Origin of the sequence: Caballeronia udeis (assembly GCF_001544555.2) — a bacterium.
GTDB classification, from domain to species: domain Bacteria; phylum Pseudomonadota; class Gammaproteobacteria; order Burkholderiales; family Burkholderiaceae; genus Caballeronia; species Caballeronia udeis.
The window spans coordinates 1-22,453 of sequence record NZ_FCOK02000052.1; the positions used below are offsets into that span (position 1 = coordinate 1).

Genomic DNA, 22,453 nt, shown 5'->3' on the forward strand with positions numbered 1-22,453 from the left:
GTCGCTTGACGAACCATCGCGCGCACCTCTACATGGAAGGTGTGCTTATTATTACACTATTGAATTAGAAATGGAATAACCTGCGATATTCGTCATCATCAAGATAGTGCTTTCGGTATCGGCTGAACGCGGGCAATTCGATAAAAGTCAGTTTCATTGAATATACGCAAGTTACGTATGGTGAGCAAGGCACACGCGCGAATGAGTTGGCGTGTACGGCTCAGTAAGGTAAGGCAGTGCGTTGTTCGAAAGCGCATTTGCAATGATTTTTGACCGACGGCAGCAATTAAATGGATGCGGAGTGATCGAACTGATGTCCCTCGACACATTTCGCGCTGTCGCTCGCCCACCCCGTCACCCATTTGCAACAGACGAAACGAAACCGGAGCCCGGTGCGACTTTTCCCGTTTTTGGGTTACATTCTTCGGCCAGCCTCCTAGAAAGGCCGCAACGTTCCCATCATGTCCAAACCGCCGAAAATTCCCGAGTCTGTCCTCGTTGTCATTCATACGCCCGAACTTGACGTGCTTGTCATTGAGCGCTTCGACCGGCCGGGTTTCTGGCAGTCCGTGACGGGTTCAATAGATCACATCGACGAACCGCTGGTCCTGACGGCGGCGCGCGAAGTCGCGGAGGAAACAGGGATCGTGGTCGGCAGCGCGGCCGTACCGGAGCGCTCGCTGATCGACTGGCATCACCAGATTGAATACGACATCTATCCCGAATGGCGGCATCGGTATGCCGAAGGCGTCGTGCGCAACGTCGAACACCAGTTCAGCCTGCTCGTCCCGCATTGCATGGAGGTGACGCTCGCGCCGCGCGAGCACACCGCTTTTCTCTGGCTGCCCTTTCGTGAGGCGGCGGCGAAGTGTTTTTCATCGTCGAATCGTGAGGCGATCCTGCAATTGCCCGAGCGTCTCGCGGAGCACAACCGGTGATGGGTTTCGGCACGCCCAAACGGCGGTTCGCCCGACTCAAGCAAGCCCTGTTTCGCGGACGCCGCCCGGCACGGCTGTGCTTCACCATCAACAACACGGTGCGGCTGTTCAAGTCCGGTGTGGAATTTTTCCCGGCGCTGATCGAACGCATCAACGCCGCGCAGCACGACGTCTCGCTTGAAACCTACATCTTCAGCGACGACGACGCTGGCCGTGCCATCTCCACCGCGCTGATGAACGCGGCCCGGCGGGGCGTACACGTGCGCGTGATCACCGACGGCATAGGTACCGAGAAACTTCCGCTCTTCGATGAATGGGCGCAGGCGAACGTCGAACATCGCGTGTACAACCCGCACCTGTTCGGGCAGCTTGGATTTTCGCGGACGCATCGTAAGCTGGCGGTCATCGACCGTCACATTGCGTTCTGCGGCGGCATCAATATTGTCGATGACTTCGACCAGAACGGCGTCCATCTCGAGCACGCGCGCTGGGATTTTGCGCTGGAAGCGCAAGGCCCCGTGGTCAAGGACGTGCGAGAAGCCTTCGACATCCAATGGCAACGGATTCGCCTCGGCGTGAAGCCGCTGGCGCCGCAGCCGGAGAACCAGAAATCTGCGCCGGGCGTTTCGTCGAGGACCCGTCGCAGCGCATTGCGCGCGCGCCTGCGAGCGCGGCGGGGCCTGATTCACGCGGTCGATCGGCCGTGCGTGGCGTTCGTCGCCCGTGACAACCTGCTCAACCGGCGCGCAATCGAAAAGGCGTATCTCGCGGCGATATCACACGCGAAAAAAGAAGTGATGCTCGCGAATCCCTATTTCATGCCGGGGCGCAAGCTGCGCCGCGCGCTGGCCCGCGCGGCGCAGCGTGGCGTGCGGGTCACGCTGGTGATCGGACGAAAGGAATTTGTCGCGCTCGATTACGCCACGCCGTTTTTGTATCGCAATCTTCTTAAGTACGGGGTGCGGATCGCGGAGTACGAGAAAACCATACTGCACGGCAAAGTGGCCGTGGTGGACTCGAACTGGGCTACGGTCGGATCATCGAATCTGGACGCATTGAGCCTTGTGCTGAACAATGAGGCGAACATGGTGCTGGTGAACCATGAACAGGAGATCGTGAAGCTGCGCGACGCGATCCTGGCCGCTTTCCACGACGGCCGGCCGATCACGGTTGAGCAATACGCGGCGCGCCCGGTTGGTGAGCGTCTGCTTAACTGGCTCGCCTACAACGCGTATCGCACGATGATGAAAATGCTCACCATCGGCCGCTACGATTGAGGCGTAAAAAACGCTGCGCGGTCAAACCCGGGCAGCCCCGACTGGCTGTCCGCCCACAAACCGGGACAAACTGAGACTCGTCCGATAGATGTGGTCAGAAGTTAGACCCCGGTTTCTAATAAAAAGCTTGTTTCATGAGCGGCCAGCTATAACAATAGTACGGCCGTTCGATTTTATTTCGATTCAACGAAAACGGTAAAGATCATGCGAAAAGGCGAACAGACGCGAGTCGCGATCCTCGATGCTGCGCTGGACCTGGCGAGCAGGGACGGACTTGAGGGTTTGACGATCGGCTTGCTGGCCGAACGGATGCAAATGAGCAAGAGCGGCGTGTTTGCGCATTTCGGCTCGCGCGAGGACCTTCAGGTGGAAGTGGTCAAGGAATACCACCGGCGCTTTGAAGACGAAGTGTTCTACCCGAGCCTGCGCGAAGCACGCGGTTTGCCGCGCTTGCGTTCAATGCTGGCGCGCTGGATGGAAAAGCGCATCGAGGAAGTGACAACGGGCTGTATCTACATCAGCGGCGCGGTGGAGTATGACGATCGCGCCGACAGTGCGGTCCGCGAGCAACTTGTACACAGCGTGACCACCTGGCGAGCGGCGCTCACGCGTGCGATCAGGCAGGCGCAAGACGAAGGGCATCTGCGGGCGGACACAGATCCGGGGCTGATGCTGTTCGAACTCTATAGCTTCACGCTCGGCCTGCATCATGATGCCCGTTTCCTGCACCTGCCGGACGCGGTGCAACTGACGCGGGACGCGCTGGAAAAGACGATTGTTTCGTATCAAAGCAACGGCCATTAGGCGTCGGGCGGATCAGCAGAGGGCTGCTGTACGGCAGATTCGGCGGCGACCAAGGCCCAAGCTTCCTGGACACTTGGAGAAGAAAAAATGGGACAGTACACAGCGCCGCTACGTGACATGCAGTTTGTCTTGCACGAATTGCTCAATGTGGAAGCCGAGGTCAAGGACATGCCAAAGCATGCCGACCTCGACGCGGACACCATCAATCAGGTTCTCGAAGAGGCCGGCAAGTTTTGCGCCGAGGTGCTTTTTCCGCTGAACCAGATTGGCGACCGCGAAGGGTGCACGTACGAAGGCGATGGCGTCGTGCGCACGCCGGCGGGTTTCAAGGAGGCCTACAGGCAATACGTGGAAGCGGGCTGGCCGGCACTGGGTTGCGATCCGGAATACGGCGGCCAGGGCCTGCCCGCGTTCGTGAACAACGCGCTGTTCGAAATGCTGAACTCGGCTAACCAGGCCTGGACGATGTACCCCGGCTTGTCGCACGGCGCGTATGAATGCGTTCACGCACATGGCGCACCGGAGCTGCAGAAAACCTACTTGCCGAGACTTGTCGACGGCACCTGGACCGGCACCATGTGCCTGACCGAACCGCATTGCGGCACGGACCTGGGAATGCTTCGCACGAAGGCCGAACCGGACAGCGACGGTTCCTACGCCATCAGCGGCACGAAGATCTTCATCTCCAGCGGTGAGCATGATATGGCCGAGAACATCGTGCATCTGGTGTTGGCCCGGTTGCCGGGTGCGCCGAACGGCACGAAGGGCATTTCGCTCTTCATCGTGCCGAAGTTCATTCCGACTGACGCTGGTGCTCCCGGTGAGCGCAACGGCGTGAAGTGCGGTTCCATCGAACACAAGATGGGCATTCACGGTAACTCCACGTGCGTGATCAATCTGGACAACGCGAAGGGCTGGCTTGTCGGTGAACCGAACAAGGGCTTGAACGCCATGTTCGTGATGATGAACGCGGCGCGCCTGGGCGTTGGCATGCAAGGGCTGGGGCTGACGGAAATCGCGTATCAGAACTCGCTGACGTATGCGAAGGAACGCCTGCAAATGCGTTCGCTGACCGGCCCGAAGGCGCCGGAAAAAGCGGCTGATCCGATCATCGTGCATCCGGATGTTCGCCGTATGCTGCTCACGCAAAAGGCCTATGCCGAAGCTGGTCGCGCGTTCACGTATTGGGCTGCGTTGAACATTGACAAGGAACTGTCCCACGCCGATGAATCAGCGCGCAAGGACGCAGCCGATCTCGTCGCGCTGCTCACGCCGGTCATCAAGGCGTTCCTGACGGACAACGCGTTCGAAGGCACCAACATGGGCATGCAGATCTACGGCGGCCATGGCTTTATCTCCGAATGGGGCATGGAGCAATACGTGCGCGACGCCCGCATCAACATGATCTACGAAGGCACGAATTCGATTCAGGCTTTGGACCTGCTTGGCCGCAAGATTCTCGGCGACATGGGCGCGAAGCTGAAGAAATTCGGCAAGCTCGTGACCGACTTCGTGGAACAAGAAGGCGTGAAGCCGGAGATGCAGGAGTTCATCAACCCGCTCGCGGACATTGGCGACAAGGTGCAGAAGCTGACCATGGAAATCGGCATGAAGGCGATGCAGAATCCGGACGAAGTCGGCGCCGCCTCCGTGCCATATCTGCGCACCGTCGGGCATCTGGTGTTCTCGTATTTCTGGGCACGCATGGCACGTATCGCGCTCGATAAGGAAGCCGAAGGCGATCCGTTCTACAAAGCGAAGCTCGCCACCGCGCGGTTCTACTTCGCCAAGCTGTTGCCTGAAACGGCATCGACCATTCGCGCTGCGCGCGCCGGATCGAAGACGCTGATGGACTACGACGAAGCCTTGTTCTAGGCCTCTTTTGCACTGCGCCGCGTTTTAGCCGGTTAAAAAAACGCGGCGCATCGTCTTACCGAATACCTCTCCCGGAGACACAACGTGAGCAATCTGAACATACGCAAGGTGGCCGTGCTCGGCGCCGGCGTGATGGGCGCGCAGATCGCTGCGCACCTGATCAACGCCCAGGTGCCGGTCCTTCTGTTCGACCTGCCGGCTAAAGAAGGCCCGAAGAACGGCATCGCGTTGAAAGCGATCGAGAATCTGAAGAAGCTGTCGCCCGCACCGTTCGGCGTGAAGGACGACGCGCAATACATCCAGCCAGCGAACTACGACGATGACATTGAGAAGCTGAAAGAGTGCGATCTCGTGATCGAAGCGATCGCGGAGCGCATGGACTGGAAGCACGACTTGTACAAGAATGTCTCGCCGCATATTGGCGCGAAGGCGATTTTCGCGACCAATACATCGGGGCTGTCGATCACGGAGTTGTCGAAGGGTTTCTCCGACGAACTCAAGGCGCGTTTCTGCGGCGTCCACTTCTTCAATCCGCCGCGCTACATGCATCTGGTCGAACTGATTCCGACCGATACCACCCAGCCGCAGATTCTCGATCAGCTTGAAACGTTCTTGACGAGCGTGGTGGGCAAGGGTGTCGTGCGCGCGAAGGACACGCCGAATTTCATCGCCAATCGCGTGGGTATTTTCTCGATTCTTGCGGTAGTCGCGGAAGCGGAGAAGTTCGGACTGCGTTTCGACGAAGTCGATGACCTCACGGGCGCGCGTCTCGGCCGTGCTAAATCGGCGACGTTCCGCACGGCCGATGTGGTCGGTCTCGACACCATGGCGCACGTCATCAAGACGATGCAGGACAACCTCCCCGACGATCCTTTCTTCCCGCTGTACGAAACGCCGGCGGTTCTTGGCGGCTTGGTGAAGAACGGCGCGCTGGGCCAGAAATCGGGCGCGGGGTTCTACAAGAAAGAAGGTAAAGCGATCAAGGTGCTGGACCCGAAGACGGGGACATACGTCGATGGCGGCAGCAAGGCGGATGAACTCGTCGGCCGGATCCTGAAACGCCCACCGGCTGAACGTCTGAAGCTGTTGCGCGAATCGGAACACCCGCAGGCGCAATTCCTGTGGTCCATTTTCCGCGACGTGTTCCATTACATCGGCGTGCATCTGGAATCTGTCGCAGACAATGCCCGCGATATCGATCTGGCCATCCGCTGGGGTTTCGGCTGGAACGAAGGTCCGTTCGAAAGCTGGCAAGCGGCTGGCTGGACGCAAGTCGCGAAGTGGGTGCAGGAAGATATCGATGCCGGCAAGGCGTTGTCGAAAGCACCGCTGCCCTCGTGGGTGTTCGACGGTCCTGTTGCCGAGAAGGGCGGCGTGCATACGGCCGAAGGGTCGTGGTCACCTGCTGCGGCCAAATTCATCCCGCGTTCATCGCTTGATGTCTACAAGAAGCAGGTGTTCCGCGCACCGCTGATCGGCGAAGCGGGTGTCGATCCCAAGACCTACGGCAAGACGCTGTTCGAAACCGACGCCGTGCGTGCCTGGGTCGATGATCGCGCGGGCGAAGACGATGTCGTCATCGTGTCGTTCAAAAGCAAGATGAACACGATCGGACCGTCGGTGATCGAAGGCCTGACGAAGGCTATCGAACTCGCGGAAGCCGATTACAAGGGCGTAGTGATCTGGCAAACGTCCGCGCTGAAGCTCGGCAATCCGGGCGGGGCGTTCTCGGCCGGCGCGAACCTTGAAGAAGCCATGCCCGCGTTCATGATGGGCGGCGCGAAGGGTATCGAGCCATTTGTGAAGAACTTCCAGCAAGGCATGTTGCGCGTGAAGTACGCGAGCGTGCCGGTGGTGGCGGCTTTGTCGGGCATCGCGCTCGGTGGCGGTTGCGAGCTCGCGCTGCATTCGGCCAAGCGTGTTGCACACATAGAAAGTTATATGGGGCTGGTGGAAGTGGGCGTGGGTCTCGTGCCCGCAGGCGGCGGATTGAAAGAAGCAGCGTTGCGTGCTGCGAGCGCGGCCAGCGCCGTGAATGCCACCAGCGATCTGCTGAAATTCGTGCAGAAATCGTTTGAAAACGCCGCGATGGCCAAGGTCTCCGCATCGGCATTGGAAGCACGCTCGATGGGGTATTTGAAGGCATCGGACACGATCGTGTTCAACGTGCACGAATTGCTCGATATCGCGAAGAAGGAAGCGCGGGCGCTTTCCGCCGCCGGTTATCGCGCGCCGTTGCGTGCAGGCCAAATTCCCGTGGCGGGACGCTCGGCGATCTCGACCATCAAGGCGTCGCTCGTGAACATGCGCGATGGCCGTTTCATCAGCGACCACGACTTCCTGATTGCGAGCCGTATTGCGGAAGTGGTATGCGGCGGCGATGTGGAAGCAGGCAGTCTCGTCGATGAAGAATGGCTGCTGGCGCTCGAACGTCGCGCGTTTATAGACCTGCTCGGCACCGCCAAGACGCAGGAACGGATCATGGGCATGTTGCAGACCGGCAAGCCGGTTCGTAACTAACGGGCGCGACCGCAAAAGTGCATGGGGCCAGAGTAAAGCGCTAAAGCGCCAACTCTGGCCGACCGCGAAATTGCATGGGGCCAGAGTAAGGCGCTAAAGCGCCAACTCTGGCCGACAACGGAGCCAAAAAATGAGCAAACAAGTGCAGGACGCATATATTGTCGCCGCGAGCCGGACGCCTATCGGCAAGGCGCCGCGCGGCATCTTCAAGAACACGCGGCCGGACGAACTGCTGGTCCACGCGATCCGCTCAGCGGTCGCGCAGGTACCGGGTCTGGATACGAAGCTGATTGAAGACGCGATCATTGGTTGCGCGATTCCCGAAGGCGAGCAAGGCCTGAACGTGGCGCGTATTGGCGCGTTGCTGGCCGGCCTGCCGAACTCGGTGGGCGGCGTGACAGTGAACCGGTTTTGCGCCTCGGGCGTGACGGCGCTGGCGATGGCCGCCGACCGGATTCGCGTCGGTGAATCGGACGTGATGATTGCAGGCGGCTGCGAGTCCATGAGCATGGTGCCCATGATGGGCAACAAGCCGTCGCTGTCGCCGCATATCTTCGATCGCGACGAGAACGTCGGCATTGCTTACGGCATGGGCTTGACCGCCGAACGCGTGGCCGAGCGCTGGAAGATCAGCCGCGAAGCGCAGGATGCGTTCTCGGTGGAGTCGCATCGACGCGCATTGGAAGCGCAGCGTACCGGCGAGTTCAACGATGAAATCGCAGCGTTCACGCTGAACGAACGTTTTCCGGATCTGGCGACAGGCGAGATTCGTGTCAATGCACGCGAGATCAGGAATGACGAAGGCCCGCGCCAGGACACGACGTTGGAAGGGCTCGCGAAGCTGCGTCCCGTCTTCGCTGCAAAGGGTTCGGTCACGGCGGGCAACAGCTCGCAGACCTCCGACGGCGCGGGCGCGTTGATCGTGGTCAGCGAGAAGATCCTGAAGCAATTCAACCTGACGCCGCTCGCGCGTTTCGTGAGCTTCGCGGTGCGTGGCGTGCCGCCGGAAATCATGGGTATCGGGCCGAAGGAAGCCATTCCCGCGGCGTTGAAGGCTGCAGGTCTGACGCAGGATGACATCGACTGGATCGAACTCAACGAAGCGTTTGCAGCGCAATCGCTGGCTGTGATCCAGGACCTGGGACTCGATCCGTCGAAGATCAACCCGCTCGGCGGCGCGATTGCGTTGGGTCATCCGCTGGGCGCAACCGGCGCCATTCGTGCCGCGACGGTCGTGCACGGCTTGCGCCGGCGCAACCTGAAGTACGGCATGGTGACCATGTGCGTGGGCACGGGCATGGGCGCGGCAGGCATTATCGAACGGATGTAAACGGCAAAACCCGGTTATTGCTAAAGCGTAAAACAACGGTTCGTGCACCATCCGGTTCGCGGACCGTTTCTTCATTCAGGAGACGAGAATGGACATCATCACCGAACACGTCGACGGCGTGCTGAGCATCACCATGAACCGCCCGGCTCGCAAGAACGCGCTGACGGCCGCGATGTACCAGGCCATGGCTGACGCTTTCTTCGACGCCGAAAATGATCCCGCCGTGCGTGTGGTGCTGATTCGCGCAGTGGGCGATACGTTCAGCGCAGGCAACGATATCGAAGACTTCATGAAGGCGCCGCCTGCGACGCAGGACGCGCCCGTGTTCCAGTTCCTGCGCCGCATCAGCACCGCGCAGAAGCCGGTGGTGGCGGGGGTGGCGGGCGGGGCCGTGGGCATTGGTACGACGATGCTCCTGCATTGCGACCTGGTCTACGCAGCGTCCACAGCGAAGTTCGCGTTGCCGTTCGTGCAGCTTGGGCTTTGTCCGGAGGCGGCGTCGAGTTTGCTGTTGCCGCGCATTGCGGGCTATCAGCGCGCGGCCGAGAAGCTGCTGCTGGGCGAATCGTTCGATGCCGCCGAGGCGGCGAATATGGGGATTGTGAATCAGGTTCTATCGGCGGAAGAAGTGGGTGATTTCGCATTCGCCCAGGCGAAGAAACTCGCCGCGTTGCCCCCGGCATCGCTGAAGGCTACCAAGGCGTTGATGAAGGGCGCTCAGGCTGGAGAAGTCAGCGCGCAGATGGCGACGGAGGCGGAACACTTTGCGCACATGCTGACCGCGCCGGAAGCGAAGGAAGCGTTCACGGCTTTCTTTGAGAAGCGCAAGCCGGATTTCAGCCGGTTTAATTGAGGATCGGCCAGGATTTATGCCTGGCCCGGAACGGATGAACAAGCCGGCGCTTACGCCGGCTTGTTCATCGGCTGGTTGGCGAGCGCTTAGCTCGCCTTGGCAAATGCCCAGCAGTCGTTAGCTGGAAACTCAACCCAGTGATCGCCGGCGGCGCGCGGTATTTGACCAAACGCACGGAAGCGCATTTCTCCGCGATGGAAGAGATACTCCCATCTATCGCCGAGATACATCGACGTGACCAGCTGCGCTTGTAAGCGATTTGCACCAGGGCCGTCGGCCACTTGTACGCGCTCAAGACGAATCACGGCCTGCGCGGCCTGGCCCGCATGCAGGGCTTCCTTGGCATGCGCTTGCAGTTCGAAACCTTCGCCCGATAGCGTCACGTGATCACCATTGATTGCGGTGACCTTTGCATCAATCCGATTGTTGCTGCCCATGAACTCCGCTGTGTAAAGCGAGCGCGGCGAGCCGTAGAGTTCGGCCGGCGTCCCTTCCTGTTCAATACGTCCGTTGCGCAGCAGCAGGATTCGATCGGACATGGCCATGGCTTCGGTCTGATCGTGGGTCACGCACAACGCTGATAGACCCAGCGACACAATCAACTCTCGCAGCCAGGCGCGTGCTTCTTCACGCAACTTTGCATCGAGATTGGAAAGCGGTTCGTCGAGCAGGATCACGGGCGGGTTATAGACCAGCGCTCGTGCAATGGCTACGCGTTGTTGCTGTCCTCCCGATGACTGGTGAGGGAAACGCTCCGCTAGTTGCCCGAGGCCAAGCTGGTCGAGCGCGCTCTGCATGCGGCGCTTTTGTTCTGAAGAAGAGACCTTGCGCAGCTTCAGTCCATACGCCACGTTCTCCGCCACCGTGCGATGTGGCCACAGCGCATACGACTGGAACACAAGACCAAGCGAGCGCTGTTCGACCGGGCAGTCGATGTTCCTGGTGCTATCGAAGAAGACTTTTTCATCCAGCGCGATGCGGCCATCGGACGGTTGTTCAAGTCCGGCTACCGCTCGCAGCAGCGTCGTCTTGCCGCTTCCGGACGCGCCCAGCAAGCACACGACTTCCCCTGCCTTCAATTCAAACGAAACACCCTTCAGGATCGGATTGGCTCCGTAGCTGAGGAAGAGGTGCTCGACAATGAGTTTATCCACGAAGTTTCACTCCAAAACGCAATGCCACGCCAAGACCGACGCTGACCATTGCAATGTTGATGACTGAGAGTGCTGCGACCTGATCGACTGCGCCCGCTGCCCACATGGAGACAAGCAGCGCGCCGATGACTTCGGTGCCTGGCGAAAGCAGATAAACGGCGGTTGAATATTCGCGCTCGAAAATCATGAAGATCAACAGCCATGCGCTGAGCAGACCAAAACGCACGAGCGGCAGCGTCACATCCAGGCTCACGCGGGTGCGCGTGCCTCCCGCGCTGCGCCCAGCTTCTTCAAGCTCGGGCGCTACTTGCAGCAAGGCGCTTTGAATCAACCGCATGCCGTAGGCGAGCCAGACGACCGTGTATGCGATCCAGATGCTCCACATCGAATTCTTGAGCTCCTTGACGCCCGGAACGAACAGGAAGATCCACAGGAACGCGAGACCGGCAAGCAGGCCCGGTACTGCGCGCGGCAGCAGTACGAGATAGTCGAGAAGCCTGGTGCCCCAGTCGTTATGCCGATGACCCGCGAATGCGACCATCGCATAGAAGGCCACTGCGAGCGCTCCGCCGATCACCCCGATGCCGAGCGTGTTGAAAATCGCACGGACCAGGTTGTCCTGCTCGAAGAGATCGGTGAAGTTCGCGAGCGTGAAGGCATCGACAAGACCGACACCTTCGCCCCAATTCGTGACGAACGAGCGCAGCACGATGCCCGACAGCGGCACGAATACGGTAAGAAAAAGCCACAGGACGACGATCGTCAACGCAATCCAGCGCCATGGCCCAAGCGGTAAAACGGACTGACGATCGGCTTTGCCCTTGACCGTGACGAATTTGTTAGCGTTCCTTAGCAAATGCCGCTGCAGCAATACAAGCGGAAACGTGATCCCGATGATGCACACCGCGACTGCCGCCATCAGGTGATACGACGGCACGCCAAGTTTGTTGGTCAGTTTGTAGAGGTAACTTGCGAGGACAAGATGACCTTCCGGGTCTCCGAGTACGAGCGGTAATCCAAACACCTCGAAACCCAGAAAGAACACCAGTACGCCGGCAAACAGCAGTGCGGGCATGGTCATGGGCAAACTGACGTCCCACGCGACGCGAAAGGGTTTGGCGCCCGCAACGCGCGCCGCCTCCTCGACGTCGGAGCCGAGACTGCGCAGCGCCGCCGACGAGTACAGGTAGACATGCGGCACATGGGTCAGTCCTACGATCAGCGTGATGGCGGACATTGTGTAGATCGACCAGGGTGCCTCTTCGACTCCGAACAAGGTCTTCCACCACACCGAATAAAACCCCACCGGACCCGCGGAGACGACGTAGCCGAAAGCCAGCACCATCGGCGAGATGAAGACTGGCGTGAGCAGCATGGGTTCGATCCAGCGACGGCCGGGCAAATCGGTGCGGACCATCAGGAACGCGAGCACGGCACCGAGCGGGATCGCGATAAACAGCATGCCGCCTGCAATGATCAACGAGTTTTTCAGCGCCAGCCAGAAGTCGGGATCGTTGAAAATGAATTGGAAGGCACCGATGCCGAAGCTTCGATTGGCGTCGAAGAAAGGCGTGTTCAGAAGGCTCTGGAACACGATGAACGATAGTGGCATCAGCACCACTATCGTCAGCACGGCGATCACGGCCCAGCGAAACATCGCGCTCAATCCGCGCCATCCGCCAGCGGGAAGATGAGGGACTTTGCGTTCGCCGTCGGGCATCAGAACCGGCGGCGAAACGGTTGTTCTTGAATCGAGCATGCGTTTCCCCTGCGCGTCAAAAGCGCATCAAGAAAATGGTGGCAGTGGGTATTGCCCACAATCGCCCACGCGAGCGCGCGGGCACAAAGCCGGTTCGGTTTAACGCTTGATGGCCTGCTGCCAGCGCTTCATGAATTCGAGCCGCTTCGCCTGATCCAGATAGACCAGCAATCCTGCGCCAATGGGGATGGGTTTGAGCGAGTCGCCGAGCTGTTGCTGGAGACCGACCATGGAGGTTTCACCGGTGACGTTCCCGGAGATCGAGAACAGATTGGCCTGGTTTGCGATCAAGGTCTGGCCGCGTGTTGAAAGCAGGTAATCGACCCACAATTTCGCTGCGTTGGGATGCTTCGCCTTCTTCGAAATCGTCACGATGCGACTCACCACCAGCGTGTAATCCTTCGGATAAACGTAGCCAATCGAGGGATCTTTCTTCGCCCTTGAGAATGCGTACGATCCGAGAATGTTGTATCCAATCAAATTTTCGCCCGATGAAATTCGCTCCATCATCGCGCCTGTACTCGAGAGCAGTTTGGGCCCGGTTGCGCAGATTGCATCCACAAGCTGCCAGGTCATCTGCGGATTCACGCGTGCGTCCTGCGTGAGCGCATTGAAGCCCACGCCCGCCTTCTCGATGTCGTAGGTGGTGATCTTGCCTTTGTATTTCGCGGACTGGGTCTGCAACAAATTGATCAGCGCAGCGCGCGTCTGCGGCACGTCGCCGGCGGGCACCAGACGCTTGTTGTAGACAATCGCAAGCGGCTCATAGGTCGTGCCGAAAGCCTGCTGCTGGTACTGGGCCCATTGCGGAATGCTGGACGCTTCCGGTGACGCATAGCTTGCCATCAGGCCGTCGTTCACCAGCTTCATCTGGAGATCCATGGCTGAACTCCACAGCACGTCGGCGCTCGCGCTGCTCGCCGCGTTTTCACTGATGTAGCGGTTATACAGTTCAGTGCTGTTCATGTCGTTGTATTCGATCCTGATGCCGTACATGGCCTCAAAATCCTTGAGCAATGAGCGGATCACGGAGGTGTCGGTGGCAGCGTAGATGATGAGCTTGCCTTCTTTCCTGGCGTCGTCGATAACGGTCTGATAGGTGGCCGGATATCCCGGAGGGGCTTGCGCGTGGACCGTTCCCGTGAAGCACACACCAGCGGCCGCCAGTACGCACACTCCTGTTCTCAGTAAGTTCATGTCTTCCTCCACAAATAGTTTGTAGTGTTTATGAATAAGCGGAGGCATCGTAAGTCCTGCGTACTTTCAGGTCGCTTTCATTTGTGTGAGGAATCAATTCACAATCTCCGATTCGGTCTCATGGCTTTCCCTAGTCGCGCGATGCGAGCGTTGCTCGTTCGCATCGCGCGTCGGGGCCTCCCGGCCGACGGCAAATTGCGGCGCGCACGCGGAAAAGGGCATGCAACGTGAGAGATCGATGGGGCTTAACGGCTGTGCGATCAACAAGGAAATGTTGTCGCAGGGGGCGGTGGGATCGAAGACTCCGGCGTGTGTGCATGCCGGAGCCGCGCCGAATGTGCGGCAGGTCGGGACCCGGCGTGGACAGCGGCTATTTCATGACGCCAGGGGATCGACGTCGGGTGTCAGAGAACGGCACGGCTTGGCGGTCAGTTTGCGGCGCCGCCCACGCGGCCATACTCCACAAACCCGTTCTCCCGCGCAAAACTCACCAGCCGCAAGCCGGCTTTCTCGGCGATGGAAATAGCCAGCGATGTAGGCGCGGAGATGGTGACAAGCATGGGCACACCGACCCGCGCCGACTTGCGCACGAGTTCATAGCTTGCCCGGCTTGAAAGGAAGACGAAACCTTGCGTGGTGTCCACGCGTTGCAGCACCAGATGCCCGATGAGTTTATCGAGCGCGTTATGGCGGCCCACGTCCTCGAACGCATATTTGACCGCGCCGCTTTCGTCGCACCAGGCGGCTGCGTGCAATCCGCCCGTCAGCTTCGACAACTGCTGATGCGCGGGCAATTCATGTGCGGCATGGGCGATGGCGTTGTCCGCAAGACGGCCCAGGAAGCCGGTGTCGGGCACGCGTTCAGGCTGCAGATCCAGCAAGTCGATACTCTCGATCCCGCACACCCCGCAGCCCGTGCGCCCGGCCAGCGCCCGGCGCTTCTGCTTCAGCGCGACAAACGCCTGCTGCACTACCTGCAGATGCACTTCGGCGTGCGGTAATGTGTCGCCGGCGGGGGTATCGCGGAAAAATACCTCGATGTCGTGAATGTCGCTGCCGCGCTCCACAATGCCCTCGGTCACCGAAAAGCCCACCGCGAACGCTTCCAGGTCGCGCGGCGTGCACATCATGACCGCGTGCGAAATGCCGTTGTAGACGAGCGCGACGGGCCATTCCTGGCCGACGTCGTCGTCGGCGTCGCGTGTTTCGCCTAGCCGGTGACGCCGCACCGGGCGCTGTACGTAGCCGGGTTGATCATCGGTGTCTGTGTCATTCATTGCATGCTCACTTGCTGATTGCTTTCGATGTCGCGTTTTAGCCGCTTCCCATCAGCTTTTACGAGATAAATTCGGGCATAACGCTTGCTGCTTTATGGGGCAACAGACACACTACAAGCCGTTCAAGGCCCTACGATAACCTACCGCGGCCTCACCTGCTTTCCTTGTCCATTACGCCAACGAGGCACCTGCCATGGCACTTTACGACGCTCCGCTCCTGTTCGGATTCGAACAGGAGTCGACGGAGAATCTGAGCTTCATTCCGCTCGTCGTCCGCTTTAACCTGGACCGCTTCGGCCAGCGCATTTCGCTTGAGCAGTGGAGAAGACTGCCACACGGCGACCGGGAACTGCTCGCGCGCTTTCCTGTTGAAGACGACGCTGCTATCGAACCAAATTTTGACCAGGCGCTCGCCGAGATGCTGCGAACGCATGCCGACGCAAAGCCCGAGACCTTCACGCCCGATCGCGATCCAATCTGGGCGCATACCGACGTCGTGCCGGAAACCGTGATTCGCCAGAGCAGTTTATGCGGGATCGGCTTGCCCAGTCTTGGGCGATGGTCGGAGCTGTCGCGGTTCCAACGTTATGCGCTGGCGAAGCTGTCGCGCAAGGCCGACGTGAACCACGACTTCGTTCCAGCGATGCGGGAGTTCGGTCTGGCCGACTAGGCTTTTGCTCGCGCCTGTGGACGTGGGCCGCCGGATGTTAAGAGGCGAGGGCAGCGGCTTGCCGGCAAAAACCTGGGCGCGAGCGAAACCACCCGGACGCGCATGCCGCGCTCTCTGCTCACACGAGCGAAATTCCCTCAAAAGAGCGCTTTTTAAGCGCCTGCCCTAAATTCCCCCCAGCGCCTGCCGATAAATAGCTATCGATGCACGGAAATCGATGCGAAGACGCGCGCCCCGTCTTCCCAGCCCCGCGTCCCGGACGGCGATCGAACCCATGAATTCATTCTTTTCCCGCCGTCTGCTGGTGAACCTGGCCGTGGTCCTGATCGCCATGGGGGCGAACGCGTTCGTCGCGTACCAGCAAATCGACCGCCAAAGCGATGCCGACGCCCGCACGCAGCGCTCACTCAGCCTGATGCGCGATCTCGACGCGTACCGCAGCGCTCTCGGCGAAAGTCTCCCGGAAATCAGCTGGTACAAGGCAAGCGGGGTGTTGACACCAGCCGACGTTCGCGAGGCGCGTGCAGCGCATATCGACGCGCTGGAAAGCGGCCTGCGCGCCCAGTTCGAATACGAACCCGACATGCACGGTGCGTTCTACCTGCTAGGCGAAAGCGCACGTGTCGCGAAACGCGACGCTCGATCGGCGTACGAACGCGCCGACGCAGACGCACCCGGCTCATCCCGCGACTGGGCCGAGCAAGCGGTGCGCCGGCTCGCCGAAGATCAGCAATCACTCGATGTCGAACTCACGGTGCTGCGTGCGAGGGAAGCCGATTCGCTCGCGGCTGCGCTCAACGAATCCGCGCTGGCATCCAGCCGCGCCGTTGGCCTGCTGATCCTCACGATGCTTGCCGGCGGCGGCGCGCTGATCTACACCTTCGCGCGCCACGAGAAGTCGGCGCACGACAAGTTGCGCATTGCCCGCGCGATGCAACGCAGCAACGAGCGTTTCCGCGATCTGTTCGACGCACATCCGGTGCCCATGTGGATTGTCGATGCCGCGACGTATTGCTTTGTGGCGGTCAATCCGGCGGCGCTTGCCCATTACGGCTACAACGAACTCGAATTCCTGTCGATGAGCGTGCGCGACCTGCACGCCGACGACGACTTCGAGCGCTTCGCCGCACTTCTCGCGCGCCATGCGCGCAGCCATACGGACAGTCAGCCGCGCCAGCCGGGCGCGCAGCGGCCTGCCGGCGTTTGGCGGCACAAGCGCCGTGACGGCGCGCAAGTGAGCGCCGACATCTCGTCGCACGCGCTGACTTATTCGGGGCATCCGGGCATTTTCATGCTGGCCAACGATGTCACCGACCGCATCAATGCCGAGACCGAAGCGCGGCGTTCGAAGCAGATGCTGGAATCGCTTATCGACAATATTCCGCAGCGGATCTTCTGGAAGGATCGCGACTCGCGTTATCTGGGCTGCAATCTGGCGTTTGCCCGCGATGCCGGTCTCGCGAGCAAGGACCAGGTGGTTGGCTTGACGGATGCCGACCTGCCCTGGTGGCGTTCGGCCGCGCAACTTCGTGACGACGACCACCGGGTCATTGCGACCAGCCAGCCACTGATGGACCTGGAATGCGACGTTGAGCGCGAAGGCGAGGTGCGCGCCTCGATCACCAGCAAGATGCCGCTGCTCGACGGGGAGGGGCGCATTATCGGCGTGCTGGGTTCGTATGACGATACGACCGAGCGCAAGCGCGCCGAACTGGCTCTGCGCCTGCAAAGCCGGGCGCTGGATGCCTGCGTCAACGCCGTGCTGATCACCAATGCGACCGCCACGGGCAACGTGATTGAATACGCGAATCCGGCGTTCATGCGCATTACGGGCTACGACCCGGCCGATATCGTGGGCCGCGACTGCCGGTTCCTCCAGCGCGACGACCTCGACCAGGAGGGTCTCAACGCGATCCGGGCGGGTCTTGCTGAGAACCGTGAGGTCAGCGCGCTGCTGCGCAATTATCGTAAGGATGGCGTGCTGTTCTGGAACAAGCTGTTCATCGCGCCCGTGCCGGATGCGCATGGACACACGACGCATCACGTCGGCGTGATCAACGACGTCACCGAGGTGGTCCGCTATCAGGAGCAGCTCGAATATCAGGCGAACTACGACACGCTCACGCGGCTGCCGAACCGCAACCTGCTGCGTAGCCGGCTGCAACACGCGATTGACCGGGCGCGCCAGCAGGCCACCGCGCTGGCGGTGGTTTTCGTCGATCTCGACGGTTTCAAGAACGTCAACGACAGCCTCGGCCACAGTGTCGGCGACCGTTTGCTTGCGGTGGTCGCCGAGCGGCTGGCGCGTTGCGGCCGCTCCGGCGATACGGTCGCGCGCCACGGGGGCGACGAGTTCGTCGTCGTGCTCCCCGACATGAACCGCGAACACGCGCTGATTGCCTGGATGGAGCGCGTGCGGACCGCCATTTCGGACCCGGTATGGCTCGACGGCACGGAGATGTACGTGGGCTGCAGCATGGGCGCGAGCCTGTTTCCGCAAGATGGCGACGACGCCGAAACCTTGCTCAAGAAAGCCGATCTCGCGATGTATCGGGCGAAGGACATGGGGCGCAACACCTACCAGTTCTACCAGCCCGAAATGAACGCGAGCGTCGGCGCGCGGTTGGACGTCGAGCGGCGTTTGCGGCGTGGGTTGCGCGACGACGAATTCCTGCTGCACTACCAGCCGCAGGTCGATCTGACCACAGGCGGGATTGTCGGCATGGAAGCGCTCGTGCGCTGGATGGACCCGGAGTTCGGGCTGGTCTCGCCGAGCGCGTTTATTCCGGTGGCCGAGGAATCCGGGCTGATCGGGCAATTGTCCGAGTGGGTGCTGCGCGAGGCGTGCCGGCAAAACAAGGCATGGCAGGATCGGGGCTTGCCGTTCGCGCGGATGTCGGTGAATCTGTCGGCACGGCAATTCCAGCAACGCGATATCCGCGTGCTCGTGACGTCGGTGCTGGCGGAAACGGGTCTTGCGCCGCAGTACCTCGAAATCGAGCTTACCGAAAGCGCGATCATGTGCAACGGGGAGGACACCGTCGCCACCTTGTCGGAGCTGGCGGCGCTCGGAATCAGCATTGCCATCGACGACTTCGGAACCGGGTATTCAAGCCTCAGTTACCTGAAGCGCTTTCCGGTGGACCGGTTGAAGATCGACCGCTCGTTTGTTGCGGATATTGGCTCGCCGGGAGGCAATGAAACGATTACTTCAGCGATCATCGCGCTCGCGCATTCGCTCGAGTTGCGGGTGATCGCGGAGGGTGTGGAGACGGCGGCGCAGCTCGACTTCCTCGTGGCACGCGACTGCGACGAAATGCAGGGATTTTTCTTCTCGCAGCCGCTGCCGGCCGCGGACATTCCCGCGCTGTTGCTGAACAGCCTGACCACCCTTCAGCTCGGCGCGCGCCAGAGCCCGTCCGATCAGTCGAGCGAGGGCAGTGCGCGCGGACGGCGGTCGCTGTCGGTGGCAACGTAGGTGAGCGTGGCTTCCGTCACCTTCACCACGTCTTCAGTCAGGCTCATGCGCTGCGCATAGACTTCGACCGATACCGTCACCGACGTGTTGCCCGTCTTCACGATACCCGTATAAAAGCTCAGCAAGTCGCCGACAAACACCGGCTGCTTGAACACGAACGAATTCACGGAGATGGTCGCCACGCGCCCGTTCGCGCGCCGGCTGGCCGGGATCGATCCGGCGATGTCCACCTGCGCCATGATCCAGCCGCCGAAGACGTCGCCGTGGACGTTGGCATCGGACGGTTGCGGCACCACGCGCAGCGCGACCGGTTTGTTCGGGAGTTGCAGGGATTGGGTCACGGGCGGATTTCCATGAAAGAGTGACGGGATGCCGGCGGTCAGCGCGCCGTGGCGCCTTCTGCGACAATGCAGGATTAAACGATGTTGCTTTGCGCTCGAACGAGTCAGGTGTGAGTCTGAGATAGTCCCACCCGTTCCCGCGTGTTTTTACGGCGTTTGGCGAGCGGCTTGGCTGATCAATGTCCGCGCGCTGCCCACGCCGGGAAACATCGAATTGTACGGGAAAGCCCGCATTTTGAGATGGGCGCCCGTCCCGCGATACCTCGCTCGTCCAGCACCGTTTGGCACCTTGTGCCGCTGCGGCGCGGACTTCTGCAGACCTTGAATCCATGCGCCGCAATTCTCCCTCCGAACCGGTTCCCGTTGCAAAAGGCCCGCGTAACGACTGGCAGACCATTCTCTCGCTGCTGCCGTACCTGACCACGTACAAGTGGCGCGTTGCGTTCGCGCTGACCTGCCTGATCGGGGCGAAGGTCGCAAATCTGGGCGTGCCGATCGTGATGAAAAAGGTCATCGACAGCCTGAGTTCCATCCAGCATCTGACCGCGCTCGGACGCGCGCAGGAGTCCGCCGCGATCATCCTGGTGAGTGGTGTGGGCTTGCTGGTCGTGGCGTACGCGATCGTGCGCCTGTCCACTTCGCTCTTCACCGAATTGCGCGAAATGCTGTTCGCGAAGGTCACTGAAAGCGCCGTGCGGCAACTGGCGCTGAAAGTGTTCCGGCATTTGCATTCGTTATCGCTGCGGTTTCATCTCGAGCGGCAGACCGGCGGCATGTCGCGGGATATAGAACGCGGCACGCGCGGCATTCAGCAACTCGTTTCGTATTCGCTCTACAGCATCCTGCCGACGCTCGTCGAAGTCGGTCTCGTGCTCGGATTCTTTGTCGCGAAATACGAGGCGTATTACGCGATCGTCACGTTGATCGCGCTGGTGACGTACATCGTGTTCACGATCAAGCTCACCGAATGGCGCACGCACTTCCGGCGCACGATGAACGAACTCGATTCGAAGGCGAATTCGCGTGCCATCGATTCTTTGTTGAACTACGAAACCGTGAAGTATTTCGGCAACGAGGAGTGGGAAGCGCAGCGTTACGATGAAAACCTGAAGCGTTATCGCGCGGCGGCCATTCGCTCGCAGCGTTCGCTCTCGGTGCTTAACTTCGGGCAGCAGTTCATCATTGGCACGGGGCTCGTGTTTATCCTCTGGCGCGCGACGCAAGGCGTTATTGCGGGGCATCTGACGCTCGGCGATCTCGTGCTGATCAACACGTTCATGCTGCAGTTGTATGTCCCGCTGAATTTCCTGGGCGTGGTGTATCGCGAACTCAAGCAGAGTCTCACCGATATGGACCGCATGTTCACCCTGCTCGGCGCCGGGCGTGAAGTGCCGGATGTGCCGAACGCTCCGTCGCTGGTCGTGGGCGGCGCGGAGGTCCGGTTCGAGAACGTGAGTTTTTCGTACGAGCGCACGCGGTCGATCCTGCATGGCATCGATTTCACCATTCCGGCGGGGACCACGACCGCGGTGGTCGGCCATAGCGGGTCGGGCAAGTCGACGCTCGGCCGTCTGCTGTTTCGTTTCTACGATCTCGACCGTGAACAAGGCGGGCGGATTCTGCTGGACGGCCAGGATATCCGCGATGTCGCGCAGGATTCGCTGCGCGCGGCGATCGGGATCGTGCCGCAGGATACGGTGCTCTTCAACGATTCGATCTACTACAACATTGCGTACGGCCGGCCATCGGCTTCACGCGATGAAGTGATCGCAGCGGCGCGGGCGGCGCATATTCATGAGTTCATCGAAAGTTTGCCGGCGGGGTATGAGACGCCTGTGGGTGAGCGCGGGTTGAAGTTGTCGGGCGGGGAGAAACAGCGCGTGGCGATTGCGCGGACGCTGTTGAAGAACCCGCCGCTTCTTATCTTCGATGAAGCCACGTCCGCGCTTGATTCGAAATCCGAACGCGCGATTCAGCATGAACTTGACCTGATTGCACGGGAACGGACGACGCTGATCATTGCGCATCGGTTATCGACGGTGGTTCACGCGCAGCAGATTATCGTGATGGATCACGGGCGGATTGTGGAGCGCGGGACGCATGCGGAACTGGTGCGCGCCGGTGGGCTCTTCTCGCAGATGTGGGCGCTGCAACAGCAGAAGGCAGCAGAGCCGGAAGAGGGCGCTGATGACGCGGTGGAGGTGGGGGAGTCGGCGCGGGCTTGAGTTGACCTGGCTACCGGATAACTGCAAAGGGCGTATGAGAAAGGCGCCCTTTGCACCGATCAATTCCGGCTTTTATGGAGAAATGGGTGGATTTCCGGCAGGGTCATCACTTTTACCGCTGCGAACGCTCGGACTGTCACCGAACTCGATTGATCTCACCAGTTTGAGCGCGAACGGTAACAGATCGCTTTGGCGGTAGTAGGGGCGAGCAATGTCCGGTGTACTGCCGCACAACATCACGGGCGGCCGACGCAGGCAGAACGCAAACGCTCGGGAACGTGTCTTTGGATCTCCATTGATAGCATCGTACGTGACGGCGAAGCCGTCGCTATTGACTGCTCTGACTGGAAAGTTGCGTGTGGTGAGCTTTTCCACAGGCAACAGCCCGTCGACGTCTCGTGTCCATTTCTGTTGCCGTTCGTCATATCCTGCTGACAATGTATGTTTGATTTGGTCCGTGTCGCCGGAACTGATGCATTTGAATTGTAGATACAGCTCTCCACGGTGGTTTCCGGGCTTATGGAGGTTATCGGTTACATATCTGCTGTTGGTCGCACGGCCACCGTAAGGATCTTCAAACGTTATCGGACAGGTATTACCATCCGTGCTGACAAGCATTTGTCGTCGCACCGTCACAACGTCGTCGGCAACTGCCGCTGTTGGGATGCCTCCCACAATTGGGATCCCGAAATATGCCAAGAGAAGTAGTTTGATCATTTTCAATTCACACTGAGTCCTGGTTTGGCCTCCAGTCA

General features: G+C 60.3%; 16 protein-coding genes. 10 read left to right on the forward strand and 6 right to left on the reverse strand.

The annotated features are described in order from the left end of the window. Window positions 1–461: 461 nt before the first annotated feature. From nudB to AWB69_RS29540, 7 genes are all read left to right on the forward strand, one after another. Entirely contained in the window at window positions 462–938 is a 477-nt protein-coding gene (gene nudB, locus AWB69_RS29510) for a dihydroneopterin triphosphate diphosphatase (protein WP_062090370.1), read from the forward strand. Then, window positions 938–2,215, forward strand: coding sequence for a phospholipase D-like domain-containing protein (locus tag AWB69_RS29515; RefSeq protein ID WP_062090371.1), 1,278 nt, complete (start codon window positions 938–940; stop codon window positions 2,213–2,215). The genes nudB and AWB69_RS29515 overlap by 1 nt, the downstream gene beginning before the upstream one ends. A 204-nt stretch (window positions 2,216–2,419) precedes the next feature. After that, entirely contained in the window at window positions 2,420–3,019 is a 600-nt protein-coding gene (locus AWB69_RS29520) for a TetR/AcrR family transcriptional regulator (RefSeq protein ID WP_062090372.1), read from the forward strand. An 87-nt stretch (window positions 3,020–3,106) separates the two neighbouring features. After that, window positions 3,107–4,894 carry an acyl-CoA dehydrogenase C-terminal domain-containing protein gene (locus tag AWB69_RS29525; RefSeq protein WP_062090373.1) on the forward strand — a complete coding sequence of 596 codons (1,788 nt, stop codon included), beginning with the start codon at window positions 3,107–3,109 and terminating at the stop codon, window positions 4,892–4,894. Window positions 4,895–4,978: 84 nt separating this feature from the next. Further along, complete coding sequence (locus AWB69_RS29530) at window positions 4,979–7,414, forward strand: 3-hydroxyacyl-CoA dehydrogenase/enoyl-CoA hydratase family protein (RefSeq protein WP_062090374.1); 2,436 nt, start codon at window positions 4,979–4,981, stop codon at window positions 7,412–7,414. Between the two features lie 130 nt (window positions 7,415–7,544). Continuing rightward, window positions 7,545–8,744, forward strand: a complete 1,200-nt coding sequence (locus tag AWB69_RS29535; RefSeq protein ID WP_062090375.1) for an acetyl-CoA C-acyltransferase — start codon at window positions 7,545–7,547, stop codon at window positions 8,742–8,744. Between the two features lie 88 nt (window positions 8,745–8,832). Then, window positions 8,833–9,597, forward strand: a complete 765-nt coding sequence (locus tag AWB69_RS29540) for an enoyl-CoA hydratase (RefSeq protein ID WP_062090376.1) — start codon at window positions 8,833–8,835, stop codon at window positions 9,595–9,597. 86 nt (window positions 9,598–9,683) lie between these two features. Here AWB69_RS29540 and AWB69_RS29545 read toward each other — a convergent pair whose 3' ends face one another. From AWB69_RS29545 to fdhD, 4 genes are all read right to left on the reverse strand, one after another. Beyond that, window positions 9,684–10,751, reverse strand: coding sequence for an ABC transporter ATP-binding protein (locus AWB69_RS29545; RefSeq protein ID WP_062090377.1), 1,068 nt, complete (start codon window positions 10,749–10,751; stop codon window positions 9,684–9,686). After that, complete coding sequence (locus AWB69_RS29550; RefSeq protein WP_407923063.1) at window positions 10,744–12,408, reverse strand: ABC transporter permease; 1,665 nt, start codon at window positions 12,406–12,408, stop codon at window positions 10,744–10,746. The genes AWB69_RS29545 and AWB69_RS29550 overlap by 8 nt, the downstream gene beginning before the upstream one ends. A gap of 201 nt (window positions 12,409–12,609) precedes the next feature. Next, window positions 12,610–13,707: an ABC transporter substrate-binding protein gene (locus tag AWB69_RS29555; RefSeq protein ID WP_062090379.1), complete on the reverse strand. Its 1,098-nt coding sequence runs from the start codon at window positions 13,705–13,707 to the stop codon at window positions 12,610–12,612. Window positions 13,708–14,135: 428 nt separating this feature from the next. After that, the gene (fdhD, locus tag AWB69_RS29560) at window positions 14,136–14,984 is read right to left on the reverse strand and encodes a formate dehydrogenase accessory sulfurtransferase FdhD (RefSeq protein ID WP_062090380.1); all 849 of its coding nucleotides are present in this window, start codon (window positions 14,982–14,984) and stop codon (window positions 14,136–14,138) included. 193 nt (window positions 14,985–15,177) lie between these two features. On the opposite strand from fdhD, the gene AWB69_RS29565 reads away from it, so the two are divergent. Both AWB69_RS29565 and AWB69_RS29570 read left to right on the forward strand, forming a co-directional pair. Next, window positions 15,178–15,654 carry a nitrate reductase associated protein gene (locus AWB69_RS29565; protein WP_062090381.1) on the forward strand — a complete coding sequence of 159 codons (477 nt, stop codon included), beginning with the start codon at window positions 15,178–15,180 and terminating at the stop codon, window positions 15,652–15,654. Between the two features lie 274 nt (window positions 15,655–15,928). Then, window positions 15,929–19,132 (forward strand): sensor domain-containing protein, encoded by a 3,204-nt coding sequence (locus AWB69_RS29570; protein ID WP_062090382.1) that lies wholly within the window; start codon window positions 15,929–15,931, stop codon window positions 19,130–19,132. On the opposite strand, the gene AWB69_RS29575 is transcribed toward AWB69_RS29570, so the two are convergent. Beyond that, on the reverse strand, window positions 19,078–19,473 hold the full coding sequence (locus AWB69_RS29575; protein ID WP_062090383.1) for an acyl-CoA thioesterase: 396 nt from the start codon (window positions 19,471–19,473) through the stop codon (window positions 19,078–19,080). The two genes, AWB69_RS29570 and AWB69_RS29575, sit on opposite strands and share 55 nt — an antisense overlap. Window positions 19,474–19,802: 329 nt before the next feature. Between AWB69_RS29575 and AWB69_RS29580 the strand changes: the two genes are divergently transcribed. Continuing rightward, a complete protein-coding gene (locus AWB69_RS29580) occupies window positions 19,803–21,698 on the forward strand; it encodes an ABCB family ABC transporter ATP-binding protein/permease (protein ID WP_062090384.1) in 1,896 nt (631 codons plus the stop codon). Window positions 21,699–21,770: 72 nt separating this feature from the next. Here AWB69_RS29580 and AWB69_RS29585 read toward each other — a convergent pair whose 3' ends face one another. Next, window positions 21,771–22,415: a hypothetical protein gene (locus AWB69_RS29585; RefSeq protein ID WP_062090385.1), complete on the reverse strand. Its 645-nt coding sequence runs from the start codon at window positions 22,413–22,415 to the stop codon at window positions 21,771–21,773. Between the last annotated feature and the right edge of the window lie 38 nt (window positions 22,416–22,453).